The organism is Thiothrix litoralis (assembly GCF_017901135.1).
In the GTDB taxonomy this organism is placed as follows: domain Bacteria; phylum Pseudomonadota; class Gammaproteobacteria; order Thiotrichales; family Thiotrichaceae; genus Thiothrix; species Thiothrix litoralis.
In genome coordinates this window covers 1,813,772-1,828,627 of sequence record NZ_CP072801.1, presented here as the reverse complement: position 1 = coordinate 1,828,627, position 14,856 = coordinate 1,813,772, and the positions used below count along the sequence as shown (strand labels likewise).

Annotated in this window: 13 protein-coding genes and 1 tRNA gene; 3 read left to right on the top strand and 11 right to left on the bottom strand. The window is 53.7% G+C overall.

The genetic code is table 11. The features are described from left to right. Positions 1-69: 69 nt before the first annotated feature. From lptB to J9253_RS08795, 6 genes are all read right to left on the bottom strand, one after another. Positions 70-795 carry an LPS export ABC transporter ATP-binding protein gene (gene lptB, locus J9253_RS08820; RefSeq protein ID WP_210224227.1) on the bottom strand — a complete coding sequence of 242 codons (726 nt, stop codon included), beginning with the start codon at positions 793-795 and terminating at the stop codon, positions 70-72. Further along, complete coding sequence (gene lptA, locus J9253_RS08815; RefSeq protein WP_228291550.1) at positions 792-1,256, bottom strand: lipopolysaccharide transport periplasmic protein LptA; 465 nt, start codon at positions 1,254-1,256, stop codon at positions 792-794. Before lptA ends, lptB begins: the two co-directional genes overlap by 4 nt. Before the next feature lie 40 nt (positions 1,257-1,296). Next, positions 1,297-1,746 carry an LPS export ABC transporter periplasmic protein LptC gene (lptC, locus tag J9253_RS08810; protein WP_210224225.1) on the bottom strand — a complete coding sequence of 150 codons (450 nt, stop codon included), beginning with the start codon at positions 1,744-1,746 and terminating at the stop codon, positions 1,297-1,299. Next, positions 1,743-2,297: a 3-deoxy-manno-octulosonate-8-phosphatase KdsC gene (gene kdsC, locus J9253_RS08805; RefSeq protein ID WP_210224224.1), complete on the bottom strand. Its 555-nt coding sequence runs from the start codon at positions 2,295-2,297 to the stop codon at positions 1,743-1,745. Before kdsC ends, lptC begins: the two co-directional genes overlap by 4 nt. After that, positions 2,297-3,271 carry a KpsF/GutQ family sugar-phosphate isomerase gene (locus J9253_RS08800; RefSeq protein WP_210224583.1) on the bottom strand — a complete coding sequence of 325 codons (975 nt, stop codon included), beginning with the start codon at positions 3,269-3,271 and terminating at the stop codon, positions 2,297-2,299. Before J9253_RS08800 ends, kdsC begins: the two co-directional genes overlap by 1 nt. A gap of 114 nt (positions 3,272-3,385) precedes the next feature. Beyond that, positions 3,386-3,472: transfer RNA gene (locus tag J9253_RS08795), tRNA-Leu, on the bottom strand. 110 nt (positions 3,473-3,582) lie between these two features. Between J9253_RS08795 and queA the strand changes: the two genes are divergently transcribed. Next, positions 3,583-4,620 carry a tRNA preQ1(34) S-adenosylmethionine ribosyltransferase-isomerase QueA gene (gene queA / locus J9253_RS08790; RefSeq protein ID WP_210224582.1) on the top strand — a complete coding sequence of 346 codons (1,038 nt, stop codon included), beginning with the start codon at positions 3,583-3,585 and terminating at the stop codon, positions 4,618-4,620. A 206-nt stretch (positions 4,621-4,826) separates the two neighbouring features. After that, positions 4,827-5,657 (top strand): hypothetical protein, encoded by an 831-nt coding sequence (locus tag J9253_RS08785; RefSeq protein ID WP_210224223.1) that lies wholly within the window; start codon positions 4,827-4,829, stop codon positions 5,655-5,657. A 43-nt stretch (positions 5,658-5,700) separates the two neighbouring features. On the opposite strand, the gene folD is transcribed toward J9253_RS08785, so the two are convergent. Genes folD through ppsA form a run of 3 tightly spaced genes read right to left on the bottom strand, consistent with a single transcriptional unit; the run spans position 5,701 to position 9,838 of the window. Further along, complete coding sequence (gene folD / locus J9253_RS08780; protein WP_210224222.1) at positions 5,701-6,558, bottom strand: bifunctional methylenetetrahydrofolate dehydrogenase/methenyltetrahydrofolate cyclohydrolase FolD; 858 nt, start codon at positions 6,556-6,558, stop codon at positions 5,701-5,703. Positions 6,559-6,602: 44 nt separating this feature from the next. Continuing rightward, complete coding sequence (ppsR, locus tag J9253_RS08775; protein ID WP_210224221.1) at positions 6,603-7,448, bottom strand: posphoenolpyruvate synthetase regulatory kinase/phosphorylase PpsR; 846 nt, start codon at positions 7,446-7,448, stop codon at positions 6,603-6,605. Further along, a complete protein-coding gene (ppsA, locus tag J9253_RS08770; RefSeq protein ID WP_407701789.1) occupies positions 7,445-9,838 on the bottom strand; it encodes a phosphoenolpyruvate synthase in 2,394 nt (797 codons plus the stop codon). Before ppsA ends, ppsR begins: the two co-directional genes overlap by 4 nt. 266 nt (positions 9,839-10,104) lie before the next feature. Here ppsA and J9253_RS08765 point away from each other — a divergent pair, with 266 nt between their 5' ends. Next, on the top strand, positions 10,105-11,016 hold the full coding sequence (locus J9253_RS08765; protein WP_228291575.1) for a LysR family transcriptional regulator: 912 nt from the start codon (positions 10,105-10,107) through the stop codon (positions 11,014-11,016). A 9-nt stretch (positions 11,017-11,025) separates the two neighbouring features. On the opposite strand, the gene asnB is transcribed toward J9253_RS08765, so the two are convergent. Further along, positions 11,026-12,861 carry an asparagine synthase (glutamine-hydrolyzing) gene (asnB, locus tag J9253_RS08760; RefSeq protein WP_210224219.1) on the bottom strand — a complete coding sequence of 612 codons (1,836 nt, stop codon included), beginning with the start codon at positions 12,859-12,861 and terminating at the stop codon, positions 11,026-11,028. Positions 12,862-13,060: 199 nt separating this feature from the next. Further along, positions 13,061-14,473 carry a hypothetical protein gene (locus J9253_RS08755; protein WP_210224218.1) on the bottom strand — a complete coding sequence of 471 codons (1,413 nt, stop codon included), beginning with the start codon at positions 14,471-14,473 and terminating at the stop codon, positions 13,061-13,063. Positions 14,474-14,856: the final 383 nt, after the last annotated feature.

Below are 14,856 nucleotides of genomic sequence, written 5' to 3'. Positions count from 1 at the left end.
TACTACGCTAATCGTTTGCTGGTGCAAAGATGCGATAATCGGGGTGAATGGCGGCTGACTTAAGTCATCTCACAGTTTGAAGTTTTCCCCGAGATAGACACGGCGGGCTTGTTCATTCTGTAATATATCATCAGGTGAGCCTTCGACCAGAATTTTACCTTCGCTGAGGATGTAGGCGCGGTGGCAAATGCCGAGGGTTTCGCGCACATTGTGGTCGGTGATCAGCACGCCGATGTCGCGGGCGACCAGATGCCGGATGATTTTCTGGATTTCCAGCACTGAAATGGGGTCAACCCCAGCGAATGGCTCGTCCAGCAGGATGAAGGCGGGTTCGCTGGCAAGAGCGCGGGCAATTTCAGCACGGCGACGTTCTCCACCTGACAAGCTGATGCCTTGGCTGTCACGCAGGTGAGTCAGTTGGAATTCTTCCAGCAGGCTGTCAACCTTGGCTTGGCGCTGGCTGCGGTTCAGTTCTTTGCGTAATTCCAGCACTGCCATGATGTTTTGCGCCACGGTCAACTTGCGGAAAATACTGGCTTCCTGTGGCAGGTAGCCGATGCCTTCGCGGGCGCGTTCGTGCATGGCGGCGGCGGTAATGTCTTTGTCGTTGAGCAACACTTGCCCGGCATCAGCGCCGACCAGCCCGACGATGATGTAGAAACAGGTGGTCTTGCCCGCTCCGTTCGGCCCGAGTAAACCAACGACTTCAGCCGTGTTGACATGCAAATCCACACCTTTGAGGATTTGGCGTTTTTTGTAACTTTTTTGCAAGTTACGGGCGGTAAGGGTATTCATTGGGCGGCTTTGTTGGTGGGGTAAAATACGGCGGAAACCCGGCCTGCTTTGCCTTTGCTGCCTGTGCCACCGGCTTTGAGCTGACCCGTGTCTGTCAGGTATTCGATGTGGTTGCTGGTGAATCTGTCCTGATCTTGCAGGAGTTCGGCATCACCGTTGAGGATCAGGCGCTTTTCCTTGACCAGATATTGCATTTCGCGGGCTTTGCCGCTGGCAAGTTTACCGTTGTCCATTTTTTGCTTGAGGCTGACGGGGGAACCTGTGGCCACAATGCTGACAATTTCATTGTTGGGGGCGTTGATTTCAATGTGGGCAGCAAGGATTTCCAGTGTGCCTTGGCGGATACTGACATTGCCATCGTAGCTGGCTTTACCCGCCATTTTGTCGAATACCGCTGCGTCGGCTTCAATCTGCACCGGGGCTTCTACATCGGATTTGATGGCGTAGGCCGTGGAAGCCATGCCCGCCAGCAGCAGGCACAATAACCATGGGGTTAATCCGTTATTTGACGGTGTTGACTTGGTAGGTTGAGCGCACATTGGAATCCAGTTTTAGTAAATTATCGTCAAGTTTAGCGGTAAGTCCGGTAGATTGTGTGGTGCCAGAAGGTGATGTAATGAACACTTCAGCATCGGTGGAAATTTCCCGCGTGGTCTGATCATACAGCAGGCGGTCTGACTGTAGCTTGAATCCTGCCGAGGTCTCAATTTTTGCGGCAATGATCCGGCTCTGGCGTTTACCTTGCCAATGGGATAGGTGTCGACCGGAGAGTCTGTAACCGACCGTGCCATCGGATTTGATTGCCATGATGGAAAAATCGGATAGGTAGTAGTCTATCTGGTCTTTTTCCATCGTCAATTGGCTAATGTCAGTTTTGCCTAGATAATCCTCGGCCTGTGTAATCAGTAGGATGATGATCAGGGTGACAACCAGCGCAAGCAGGTGTTTCATGCCAGATAGCTAGCCAACTTGGGCTGTAATTTACCGTGGGCGTGCAGCAGCATTTCGCAGATTTCGCGGCCTGCGCCATGACCACCGTTAGTTTGTGTGACCCAGTGGGCGTGCTGTTTGACGTAGTAATGTGCATCCCCGACGGCAATGGCGAAACCAACTTGTGCCATCACGGGTAGATCCACCACGTCATCACCCACGTAAGCAATGTTTTCCGGCTTTAACCCGGTTTGGGCAAGTAGGTCATCGAAGGCCGGACGCTTGTCGCGGTAGCCTTGCCAGATGCGGTTACGGGGGATTTTCAGGTTGTCGGCACGGTGAAGTACCAGTTCGGATTGTCGCCCGGTGATCAGTGCCATTTCCAAGCCGCTTTCCAGCAACATGCGGATGCCGTGCCCGTCTTTGGAGTTGAAGGCTTTGTATTCTTGGCCGTCATCGCCGTAGAACAGGCTGCCATCGGTCAATACGCCGTCGATGTCGAAAATGACCAGGCTGGTGTTGCGGGCGCGTTCAAGCACAGCGGCGGAGAGATTGTCAAAAGTGTTTATCATCAGGCGATTCCTGCGCGTAAAAGATCATGCATGTGGATGATACCGATAACGCTGCCATCCTGCACGACTGGCAGCACGGTAATCGCGTATTCCTGCATCAGGTTGAGGGCTTCGACCGCGAGGCTATTGGCGTCGATGCTACGGAATTGTGTAGTCATCAGGGCGGAAATGGGTTGTGTATGCAGATCTTGGCCTTTATCGAAAGAGCGTCGCAAGTCACCATCGGTGAAGATACCTTGCAGTTTACCGTTCGTGTCGGTGATGGCGGTCATGCCGAGTTTTTTGCGGGTCATTTCCAGAATCGCTTGTTGCAGAGGTGCATCTGGGTTGACCTGTGGAATGTCTGCGCCGGTATGCATGATGTCATGCACATGCACCAGCAAGCGTTTGCCCAAGCGTCCGCCGGGGTGGGAGCGGGCGAAATCTTCAGCGGTAAAGCCACGCGCTTCCAGCAGGGCAACCGCGAGCGCATCGCCCATTACCAGCGTGGCGGTGGTGCTGGAAGTCGGTGCAAGCCCCAGCGGACAGGCTTCCTTATCTACCCCAATATTAATGTGGAAATCGGCGGCTTCAGCCATTGGTGAGTGCGGGTCGCCAGTCATGGCGATGACGCGCACGTCGAGGCGGCGAATGACGGGCAGGATAGCGAGAATTTCCGCACTCGTGCCAGAGTTGGAGAGTGCGATGATGACATCGCCATTAACAATCATACCGAGGTCGCCGTGGCTAGCTTCACCGGGGTGCAGGAAAAACGCGGGCGTGCCGGTGCTGGCAAGCGTTGCCGCGATTTTATTGCCAATGTGCCCGGATTTGCCCATGCCGGTGACAATGACGCGCCCCTTACAGGCCAGTATGGCTTCGCAGGCGTTCAGGAATTCGTTGTCTAAGCGTGAGGGCAGGGCAGCAAGGGCGGCAATTTCAGTGTCGATAACCGCTTTCGCGAGGGCGAGGAGATCTTTGGCATGGTGTGGCATGGTGGTTAGCCCTTTGTCGTTGTTGTTAGCCTTTTGGTCTGGTGTGCCGAATGCGGGCACAAAAAAACCCGCGACTGGCGGGTTAGATGTTCTCACTTGTTGTTAGTTCACAAGTGGTGCCGAGAGCGAGACTCGAACTCGCACAATGTTACCATCGGCGGATTTTGAATCCGCTGCGTCTACCAATTCCGCCATCCCGGCAGGGGGTGAAGGCTGCGAATTATACCTAACTTTTTCGATTTGTCGAAAGAAATTTTTCAAGCTGTTATTATTTCTTGCCCCATAACTGCCCGATGCTGTAACTGATGCCCATGCAACTGAGTGATTTCCATTACGACCTGCCCCCTGAGCTGATTGCTGCCGAGCCTTTGGCAGAACGTACTGCCAGCCGCCTGCTGATTCTGGATGGTGCTAGTGGTGAATACCGTGACGGTCAATTTACCGATGTGCTGGCGCTGATCCAGCCGGAAGACTTGCTGGTGTTCAACAATACCCGGGTGATTCCTGCCCGCTTGCATGGTGAGAAGGCCACGGGGGGCAAGGTTGAAGTGCTGGTGGAACGCATTACCGGCGAACACACCGCGCTTGCTCATATCCGCGCCAGCAAAGCCCCCAAGCCGGGCACGCACTTGCGGCTGGAACAGGCGATTGATGCGCAAGTGACCGGGCGGCAGGGGGATTTGTTTGAGGTGCTGTTTCTGCATACGGATTCTGCCTTGAGCTTGCTGGAACAGTATGGGCATATGCCGTTGCCGCCGTATATCGAACGTGAAGATACCCCGGCTGATCGGGAGCGTTACCAGACGGTGTTTGCCAAACAGCCGGGCGCGGTGGCTGCGCCGACGGCTGGATTGCATTTTGATCAGGCATTGCTGGATGCTTTGCAACGTAAAGGGGTGCAAACGGCAGCCGTGACCCTGCATGTCGGCGCGGGCACTTTCCAGCCGGTACGGGTGCAGGATTTGTCGCAGCATGTGATGCACGCCGAATACGTGGAGGTTTCCCAGCAAGTCTGTGATGCGGTAACGGCTTGCCGGGCGCGTGGCGGCAGGGTGGTGGCGGTGGGTACGACTTCGGTGCGTAGTCTGGAAAGTGCCGCGCAGGGTGGCGGCTTAAAACCCTTTCAAGGTGACACACGTTTGTTCATCACGCCGGGTTGCCGCTTTCTGGTGGTGGATGCCCTGATCACCAATTTTCATTTGTCAGAATCTACCCTGTTGATGCTGGTTTCGGCGTTTGCGGGTTATGAAAACATTAAGCAAGCCTATCAACATGCCGTTTGTCAGCAATATCGCTTCTTTAGTTACGGTGATGCCATGTTTATGACCTATAAGCAGAATAAATGTTAATTTCGTCTGCTAAGGTTGTGACTTTTTTGCAACTGTAAGATCATAATCATGTAACGTAAATATATGTTTATCAAAGATTAACCAAAACTATGGATGGTTGGTTTTAGATCAAGCTAGCAGGTCATTTTATCCCCAATGACGGCTGTGCTTTTTAACTTGCGAGATGACGCACCCGTTGTCAGTCGGGAAGGTGTCGGAGATTGATTATGAAGAAAAAGAGTGTCTTGAAGAAAACGTCCCTGTCTTGGTTGGGTGGTTTTATGCTGTTGGCAGTGCCCTTGCTGGGTGTTGCGGAACTGTCCATGCCTGCGGATACGTCGTTGGTGTACCGTGTCCAGGGTCTTGATGCAGGCAATGTTCTGAAAATGTACAAAGAACCCGGCAAGGAGGTTCTGGTCAACATTCCCCATAATGCTACCTGGCTTGCCCGCCGCAATGCGCAAATGACCGTTGGCGATAAGGTATGGGAAAAAGTCAGTTGGGATAACCAGACCGGCTGGGTTCTGTCAGACGCACTGGCGGAAGACCCTAAAGCCACCGAGGAGGCAAATAAACGCCGCCAGTGTCTGGTTGACCCGGCGGTGCAAGACAAGGAATGTTGTGGCTACCCGGAAGCAGCCAAAGGTGGCCTGTTCAAATCCATTCCGGTGTATGCGGTACAGGATTTGTCTCCCGGTGAAAGCCTGATGATGTACGTGGATCACGGCGAGGATGCCATTGCGGTGGAAATTCCCCACAGCGGAACCAGTATCGTCAAACTGGGGCAACGCGCCGAAGCAGGCGCATTTGCGATGGAACGGGTACGCTGGGCAGGCCAGAATGGCTGGATTGATGCTGCCAAAATTACCTATGACGAAGCCAAAACCAAGGCAAGCGATGCCAAGCGCCAGAAATGCGGCGGGGTATCCGGCGGGGTTGATTTCCGCTCATCTGAAGTGGTTTGCTTGCCCGCACCGGTGATCCGCCGTCTGCAAGAGTCCGGTGCGCTGGATGCCGCAACGGTTAAAGCGCTGCTGGAACAAGCCAGCAAGAAGTAAGTCTTTCAGGGTGGGGGCGTATTCAATACGCCCCTGTTCTCGCCTAGAACGAATGCTTTTCGCAGGCTTCCAGCGTATTTTTCATGAGCATTGCCACGGTCATGGGTCCGACCCCGCCGGGAACTGGCGTAATCCACGCTGCGCGTTCTGCTGCTGCGGCAAATTCTACATCGCCTGCCAGTTTGCCATTTTCCAGCCGGTTGATGCCTACGTCGATCACGGTTGCGCCCGGTTTGATCCAGTCACCTTTGACTAGCCCCGGTTTGCCCGCCGCAGCGACTACGATGTCGGCTTGCCGAACCAGATCGGGGGTGGAGCTGCCACTGAAGCGGTGAGTGACGGTGACGGTGGCACCGGCGAGCAGTAGTTCCAGCATCATTGGGCGACCGACAATATTGGACGCGCCCACAATGACCGCATGGCGGCCTTTGTAGACTTCGCCCGTGCTGTCCAGCAAACGCATGATGCCATAGGGCGTGCAGGGGCGCAGGGCAGGGATACGCAATGTCAGCCTGCCAACGTTGGTGGGGTGGAAGCCATCCACGTCCTTGCTGGGGTTGATTTGCTCGATGATCAGGGATGAATCCAGATGCGCAGGCAGGGGCAGTTGTACCAGAATGCCATCAATCAGCGGGTCGTGATTGAGTTCATTGACCAGTTCGATCAGTTCGTGCTGGGTGGTTTGCGGAGGCAGGTCGTAAGAGCGTGACATAATGCCCACTTCGTCGCAGGCTTTGCGCTTGTGGCTGACGTACACTTGCGACGCAGGGTCGGAACCGATGAGAATAACGGCAAGGCCGGGGCGGCGTTTGCCTTGTTGTAGGCGTGCATCGACACCTTGTTTGACTTCGACACGGACGTCGGCGGCGATTTTCTTTCCATCAATGATCTGGGCTGTCATGGCGTTTCCGGGGCTGGGAAAAAGTGCGTATTGTCGCACTTGACTTACTCCCCGTACAACTGCCGTTTCAAGCCGCTGCGGTTGAGGATGGTGGTCGCCATTTCCTCAATCGACGTTGCGGTCGTGTCGATGTAGGGAATTTTTTCACGCCGGTACAAACTTTCCTGCCATTGAAGTTCCTGCTGGCATTGGCTGAGCGAGGCATAGCGGCTGTTGGGTTTGCGTTCCTGACGGATTTTGTGAAGCTGTTCCGCAGTAATGGTCAGGCCAAACAATTTGTCTTTGAAGGGCTTGATGATCGAGGGCAGGGAAGATGAATCCATGTCCTCTTCCGTCAGTGGGTAGTTAGCAGCGTAAATGCCGTATTGCAAGGCCAGATACAAGCAGGTTGGCGTTTTGCCGGAGCGTGAAACCCCCACCAGAATGATGTCAGCTTCGGCGAAACTTTTCGCGCTGATACCGTCATCGTTGGTTTGGGCAAAGTTGACGGCTGCAATCCGCTTGGTGTAGGAGGCATTGTTATTGACCCCGTGCGAACGCCCGATAGCGTGGGAGGATTGCTGCCCCAGTTCCTTTTCCATCGAGTCGATGAAGCTCTCGAAAAAGTCGTAAATGGCACAGTCGGCCTGTTCTATCCAGGAACGTACCGCAGGGTCGATCAGGGTGCTGAATACCAGTGGGCGGCAGCCATCCTGTTCGCGGGTCAGGTTGATTTGTTCGGCGGCAGCTTTGGCTTTTTCCTCGGAATCCAGAAACGGGATGCCGATTTTGCGCCATTTAATCCCATCGAACTGGGTCAACAAGCTATGACCCAGTGTTTCGACGGTGATGCCGGTGCGGTCGGACAGGTAGAAAACTGTCCGCCGATTTTTGCAAGTTTCGGTACTCATGCTTTGGCGTTGTCAAGGCTGGCGAGGTGCAGCCATGTGTCGACCACGGTGTCCGGGTTCAATGACAGGCTGCTGATGCCTTGTTCGTGCAACCAGACGGCGAAGTCGGGGTAGTCAGATGGCCCTTGCCCGCAAATGCCGATGTATTTACCTTGCTTGTGGCAAGCATCAATCGCCATTTTCAGCAGCTTTTTCACAGCAGGGTTACGCTCGTCAAACAGGTGCGCAATCAAGCCAGAATCGCGGTCAAGACCCAGCGTCAATTGCGTCATGTCGTTGGAGCCGATGGAGAAGCCGTCGAAGTATTCAAGGAACTCTTCCGCCAGCACCGCGTTGGACGGAATTTCGCACATCATGATCAGGCGCAAACCGTTTTCACCACGTTTGATGCCTTGAGTCGCCAGCAATTCGGTGACTTGTTGGGCTTCTTCCAGCGTGCGGCAGAATGGGATCATGATTTCAACGTTGCTCAAGCCCATTTCGTTGCGGACTTTGCGCAGCGCCCGGCATTCCAGCTCGAAACAGTCGCGGAATGATTCGGACAGGTAGCGCGAAACGCCCCGGTAGCCGATCATCGGGTTTTCTTCGTGCGGCTCGTAACGGTCGCCTGCCATCAGGTTGGCGTATTCGTTCGACTTGAAGTCGGACATACGCACGATGACTTTGTTGGGTGCGTAAGCCGCTGCAAGCGTGGCGATGCCTTCGACCAGTTTTTCCACGTAGAAATCGACCGGGCTGGCGTAACCGGCAATCTTTGCGCCAATGCTGGCTTTCAGGTCGGCGGGCAGATTCTCGAATTCCAGCAAGGCTTTCGGGTGAATGCCGATGGTGTTGTTGATGATGAATTCCAGCCGTGCCAGACCAACACCTGCATTCGGCAAGCGTGAGAAGGCGAAAGCGCGGGACGGGTTGCCCACGTTCATCATAATTTTCACGGAAAGATCGGGCAAGTTGCCAGTGTCGGCGGTGCGCACTTCAAACGGCAGCAGGCCGCTGTAGATGAAGCCAGTGTCGCCTTCCGCACAGGAAACAGTGATTTCGTCGCCCGCTTTGACGCGCTCGGTGGCATCGCCACAACCAACCACCGCTGGAATACCCATTTCACGCGCAATGATCGCGGCATGGCAGGTACGGCCCCCCCGGTTGGTGACGATGGCGGAAGCGCGTTTCATGATCGGTTCCCAATCCGGGTCGGTCATGTCGGTGACGAGTACGTCGCCTTCTTTCACCTCGTCCATCTGGCTGATGCTCATGATGATCCGCGCAGGGCCTTGGCCGATTTTCTGACCGATAGCACGGCCTTCAGCAACGATGTCACCTTTGGCTTGGAGCTGGTAACGTTCGATAAGGGTGGCAGAAGCGCGGCTTTCGACGGTTTCAGGGCGGGCTTGCACGATGTAGAGCTTGCCGTCGCCGCCATCCAGTGCCCACTCGATGTCCATCGGGCGCTGGTAATGCTTTTCGATGATCATGGCTTGGCGGGCAAGCGATTCGACTTGCTCTTCGGTCAGGCAGAAACGCTGGCTGCGGGCAGCATCGACTTCACGGGTCAATGTCGCTTTATTGTGCGCATCGCCAGCGGTGGCGGCGTAGACCATTTCAATGGCTTTGGTTCCCAAACGACGGCTGAGGATCGCAGGGCGACCCGCTTCGATATTGGGTTTGTAAACGTAGAATTCGTCGGGGTTGACTGCGCCTTGCACCACGGTTTCGCCCAAGCCGTATGCGCCAGTGACAAAAACGGCATCGCGGAAACCGGATTCGGTGTCAAGGGTGAACAGTACGCCACTGGCACCGATGTCGCTGCGTACCATTTTTTGTACGCCCGCTGACAGGAACACTTTGTCGTGCTCAAAATGCTGGTGGACACGGTAGGCAATGGCACGGTCATTATACAGGGAGGCGAACACTTCCTTGATGGCGGCAATCACATTGTCGAGACCCTGCACGTTGAGGAAGGTTTCTTGCTGGCCTGCAAAGGAGGCATCTGGCAAGTCTTCGGCAGTGGCGGAAGAACGTACTGCGAAAGAAGCGGTGTCGCCAGAACTGCCCACGAGGGTTTCATAAGCTTCGCGCACGGTTTCCAGCAGCTTGTCTGGCAAAGGCGTATCCATAACCCAGCCACGGATGGTTTTGCCAGCAGTGGTGAGGGCGTGGATGTCGTCGACGTTGAGTGAATTCAGGAGTGCGTTGATACGGTCAGCCAGACCATCAGCGCGGATAAAATCTTGGTAAGCGTGTGTGGTGGTGGCAAAACCATTCGGGACGCTGACGCCCGCGTTGGCCAAATTGCTAATCATTTCCCCAAGGGAGGCATTTTTGCCGCCGACGATATTAACGTCGTGCATCCCCAATTGGTCAAACCAAAGAATATAATCGTTTGCCATCATGAAATCTCCATCAGTCGCGTTGGGAAGTATTGGATCTTTTATTTGCAGGTATTAAGGCATTGTTTCACAGGGGAGGGAGAGAAAAAAGAGCGGCGTCTATCATTGACGCCGCAAGCACCACAGTTAGCATAGATAAACACCCGTAATGAGTGTTTAGCTGCCGCGTAAGATACCGAAAATAGTGGATAGTAAAAAATCAATTGTTTCAATTATTACCATTGTATTGCACAATAATGGAATCACAGAGGAGGATAAAAACGTTGGCAATGCACTACTATAAGCAGACACGTTATAAGTTGCTGCGGACTTTTTGTGTGGTCGCGCAGAAAGAAAACATTACTCATGCTGCGGAACAATTACATATTAGTCAGCCGACAGTTTCTTTACAAATTCAAGCGCTTGAGCGTGAAATGGGTGAGCAGTTACTGGAGCGGCGTGGCCCTAGCGTGCGTTTGACACCGGAAGGGAAAATACTTTACCAGCTTGTACAGCCGATTGCAGCGGGGATCGATTCCCTCAAGGAAACGTTTGCGGCGAGCCTTGGCAAAATGGAGCAGGGGGAGTTGAATATTGCGGTTGGTCAGTCTACTGCCTTGTATGTATTGCCCAAGTATCTGGAACGTTTTTGCGCGGCATACCCCGGTATTCGTATCAACCTGCACAATGTCGAAGGCCAGAGCGGCATGAAAAAGCTGCTGGAAGATCAGGTGGATTTAGCCGTTGGTCCGTTATTGCATATTCCTGATACGATTGTGTACAAGCCGTTTGTTGCGTTTGGCTCGATCCTGATTACGCCCGAAAAGCATCCGCTGGCTAAATTGAAGCGCAAGATCAAGCTGGATGATATTGGGCCGTATGGTTTGATCCTGCCGCCGCGCAACATGAGTACCTGGCGGATGGTGGATACAGTCTTTCGCCAGCATGAAGTGCCCTATTCGGTGGCGATGGAGGCAGGTGGTTGGGAAATCGTCAAACGTTACGTGGAAATGGGTTTGGGCGTGTCAATTGTCACCGAGGTTTGTTTAACGGGTCACGAGAAGATTGTGGCGATTCCGCTCAAGGATTATTTCCCCTCGCGCAGTTATGGCTTGATTGCGCGGCGCGGCAAGTTTTTTACCCCACAAGCCAAGCGCTTTATCGAGATGTTCGACGAGCACTTTTTCATGGATGAGGCGTGAAGTTGTTGATCACGCTGCCATTGCCCGCATAACCGGTATCTGACGCTCATGCCATGCCTGAAACATCAGCAGATTCCACAGATAATCTTGCCAGTTATATTGCCCTGCCAAATGCTGCCGCCATTTTTCGCGGATGGGGGTGGGGTCGAAAAAACCTTCCTGACGCAGGCGCGAAGCATCCAGCAAGGCTTCTGCCCAATCACGCAGGCTGGTACGTAACCAATCACCCAGCGGCGGATGGGAATTTTGTTGTCGGGGGTGTACGCACAAGTGTTGGGGAAGGTGGCGCTCTAGCACCTGATGTAATAACCATACTCCCTGCCCATGGCGAATTTTCATGTGTAAGGGCAATTGCCAAGCCAGCTCAACCATGCGGGGGTCAAGATAGGGGGCACGGGTTTCAAGGCTGACGCCCATGCTGGCACGGTCCATTTTGGTCAGGATATTGTCGGGCAGATACCCTAGTGTATCCCGGTACATCAGGCGTTCGGTGAAATCCAGGCGTTCCGGGAGATGGTTGGGAATCGGCGCGGGTGTTGAGCAGATGCCAAGCACTACCTCTTCAGAGATTGCTTGGCTCGGTGTACTGCGTAAAAGCCCCGGTAGATGCTGTAAACGTTTCCAGAGTCGTTGGGCGTAACCGTCACTGTAACCATAACGCTGGTAACCACCGAACAGTTCATCCGCACCACACCCTGACAGGCAGACGTTGACTTTGGTGCTGGCCAGTTGCGCCATCAGCAAGGCAGGAACTTGCGCCATATCCGAAAACGGTTCATCAAACACGCTGGGAAGTAGGGGAATAATATCTCGTACATCCACCGAATTAGCATAAAACTCGTGGTGTTCTGCGCCCAGATGCCGAGCAACAGCGCGGGCGTGATTTGCTTTGCGGTCATCCATTCCAGCATAAGCGATGGTGAAGGTTTGCAGTGTTTGTTGGGTTTGTGTTTGCATCAAGGCCGCTAGCAGGGATGAATTGACACCGCCAGAGAGGAAAATACCCACCGGCACATCCGCCCGCATTTGTTGGCGCACCGCGTTACTCAGGCACGCTTCAAGGGTATCGGCCTGCTTGCGAGTATTCCTGAAGAACTGTTTGGGAAAGTGTGCTTGCCTGGTTTGGGCAATCTGTGTTGCCAACGACCACCAAGCCCCCACTTGTATCGGGCTTCCGGGCAAGCTGTGAGGGGTAATTTGCAACAAATGACCGGGTTCGAGCTTGTAAATGTGCTGGTAAATGGTCAGCGGTGCCGGAATATAGCTCAGGTGTAGCTGGCAGGCGATGGCCTCACGGTTGATGCTGGCATTCCATGCCTGATGCATCTGCAAGGCTTTCAGCTCAGAGCCGAACAGGAAGGTTTTTCCCATCCAGCCGTAGTACAGGGGTTTTTCGCCCATGCGGTCACGTACTAGGGTCAAACGGCTGGTTTTGTTGTCCCACAAGGCGATGGCGAACATGCCTACACAGGCTTGCAGGGTACGGCGGATTCCCCAGCAGGTAAACGCCACCAGCAGGGTTTCGGTAGTGGAGGTTCCCTGCCAGTCACAATAGCCTTTGATGCTGAGGCGTTGGCGCAAGGCTACCTGGTTGTAGATTTCCCCGTCAAAGGCGATGGCGTAACGCCCTGACGGTGTGGTCATTGGCTGGCTGCCAGAGGGGGTGCTACCCATCATGGCAAGCTGTTGATGCCCTAACGCAATCCCTGCCTCGCGGTCTAGCCATAGGCTGTGGTCATCTGACCCCCTGTGCATGAGTGCGGCGCTCATCCGGCGCAGGTTGCTGCGCATGTCGGCTGAATTGCGTTTGCTGGAAAGGGAGTAGAATCCCGTCAGTCCACTCATGATCGGCTAACTCCTTGATAGCTTTTGGTACTGCTCCGTGACACGCGACATGGCACGTAAGCCCATTTCCTTGTGCCGATTACAGGTGATGCTGTTACAGATGGAGAGTGGCAGGAAGCAGGGGCAGGATGGAAAAGGGCATTTGCCAGATAAGTGTTAAGCCTGTGGTCTTAATACGCCGATAGATAAGCCGCTGGCATTAGTTGGCAGCTTTGGCTTTTTGATGGTGTTGTGCGAGGGCGGTGCTGGGGGTCAGGCTGAAGACCCACTCTTCGATATTGCTGTAGCCGTTAACGTTGTGATCTTCGGTAGCATCGGGCTTGTCGGGGTCTAGGGTGTTGGCCTGCTCCCAAGTGTCGGGGATGCCATCATCGTCTTTGTCGGTTGCTGATGAGCCACTGGCATAAACGCTGGGGGCGGCGGTGTTGACTGGGCATTCTGGTGGGGTTGGGCAGGGTGGAATATTCCCCTGTTGTTTGCGGGTATCTTCAACGGCGGCGAGGTCGGTGGCATCTCGTCGGGGAAGAATTGCACCGACGGTTGGCAGTATTTTGTCCAGTAGTGTCTGGGCTTTAAAGGTGGTAATCGGCGGGGCGGGGAAACGCTCATTCGATTCCCAGTTGGCAGTTGGCCAGCCTAGCAGGTTAAAGTTGACAGGCAGGGGTTCGGGCTGTTCAGAGTCGCGGATGCTGAGGTTTTCTTCAAGGAAGAGTTGGTAGTCCTCGCCTGCATTACGGGCGGCTAGCTCAGGCGCTTCACGTTGGGAGTCCTTGCCCATGACATAGAGGTTGTGAATCAGGTTGACCTGCATTTTACCGTGTTTGCTGATTATTTCTACACCGCTTTGTCCCCAGTTGTAGATCAGGTTATTAACAATGTCGATGATGCCATTGCCGGTTTTGAAGCTGGGGTTGCTGCTTTGGCTGTGGATGACGAGGTTGTGGTGCAAGCTGATAGCGTGTGTGCCGGGTGAATCAAAAAATATCCCCTGATTGCCGTCGTCTTCTTTTTCTTTTACTGCTTGTTTGTGACCAGGGCCAATGATGTTGTAGCTCAGGGTGGTGTCGTGCGTATCGTTTGTACAAGCGATAATGCCTGTGGTTCCGCCCGAAAAGGAGCAGTGATCAAGGACGATATTGGCGAGGGGATCATTATTTTCGGCTGGGGCAATGGTTAGTGCATGACTGCAACAGTCAGGCTCACTACCGAGGCTGGTGCGGAAGCGCAGGTGCTGCACGACCACATCATGAGTGGCAATGGTGACGAGTGCTTGCTGGATGGTGGGAGTGCCTGTTACCACGATGCCGTCGCCGGGGGCCGTTTGTCCAAAAATGGTGAGGTAAGGGTGGCGGATGCTGAGGTTGCTTTCCAGGCGGATGATACCACCTGTGGTAAAAATGATAATGCGTGGCTGCGGGTTATCAATGCAGTCACGCAAACTGCCGGTGCCACTATCATTCAGATTGGTGACTTTGCAGACGATCCCACCGCGCCCGCCAGTGGTGCGTGTACCGAAGCCTTCTGCCCCTGAAAATACAGGTAACACAGGTGCATCGGCGCTAGCTTGCACGCCGATGATATAGATCAGAAAGATCAGTAAAATTCGTAACACTGCTATACCTGTTATAAGTTCGGGTATAGCCTAGTACAAAAGTTGGTCTTATGTCTATGATTTCTGTTGTTTATTAGTATCCAGTGTTTTGCCTAGGGACTGGCAGTCCGTGTTGTCGCGGCTTCGTGATCGGTAATAGGTTTCAAACCAGACAACGACTGCGGCAAAAATGGCGAACAATAAAGTTGGTAACAATACGACTAAGCCCTGCATATTTTTTCCTTTTCGATTTATGGCGATATAGCGGTTTTGGTATTACTTTTTAATATTGTTTATTATTTACACGATTTATACAATATATACTTGATATATGTCAACAAGTCTATACTTCCCTTATTTGTGGCTTATTTGCAACAGCAATCTATTGACTTTAGTCAAGCATG

What these genes read in the sequence shown, in the direction of transcription:
- lptB (WP_210224227.1), bottom strand. Translation starts at nt 795, where the DNA reads ATGAATACCCTTACCGCCCGTAACTTGCAAAAAAGTTACAAAAAACGC.
- lptA (WP_228291550.1), bottom strand. Translation starts at nt 1,256, where the DNA reads ATGGCTTCCACGGCCTACGCCATCAAATCCGATGTAGAAGCCCCGGTG.
- lptC (WP_210224225.1), bottom strand. Translation starts at nt 1,746, where the DNA reads ATGAAACACCTGCTTGCGCTGGTTGTCACCCTGATCATCATCCTACTG.
- kdsC (WP_210224224.1), bottom strand. Translation starts at nt 2,297, where the DNA reads ATGATAAACACTTTTGACAATCTCTCCGCCGCTGTGCTTGAACGCGCC.
- J9253_RS08800 (WP_210224583.1), bottom strand. Translation starts at nt 3,271, where the DNA reads ATGCCACACCATGCCAAAGATCTCCTCGCCCTCGCGAAAGCGGTTATC.
- queA (WP_210224582.1), top strand. Translation starts at nt 3,583, where the DNA reads ATGCAACTGAGTGATTTCCATTACGACCTGCCCCCTGAGCTGATTGCT.
- J9253_RS08785 (WP_210224223.1), top strand. Translation starts at nt 4,827, where the DNA reads ATGAAGAAAAAGAGTGTCTTGAAGAAAACGTCCCTGTCTTGGTTGGGT.
- folD (WP_210224222.1), bottom strand. Translation starts at nt 6,558, where the DNA reads ATGACAGCCCAGATCATTGATGGAAAGAAAATCGCCGCCGACGTCCGT.
- ppsR (WP_210224221.1), bottom strand. Translation starts at nt 7,448, where the DNA reads ATGAGTACCGAAACTTGCAAAAATCGGCGGACAGTTTTCTACCTGTCC.
- ppsA (WP_407701789.1), bottom strand. Translation starts at nt 9,838, where the DNA reads ATGATGGCAAACGATTATATTCTTTGGTTTGACCAATTGGGGATGCAC.
- J9253_RS08765 (WP_228291575.1), top strand. Translation starts at nt 10,105, where the DNA reads ATGCACTACTATAAGCAGACACGTTATAAGTTGCTGCGGACTTTTTGT.
- asnB (WP_210224219.1), bottom strand. Translation starts at nt 12,861, where the DNA reads ATGAGTGGACTGACGGGATTCTACTCCCTTTCCAGCAAACGCAATTCA.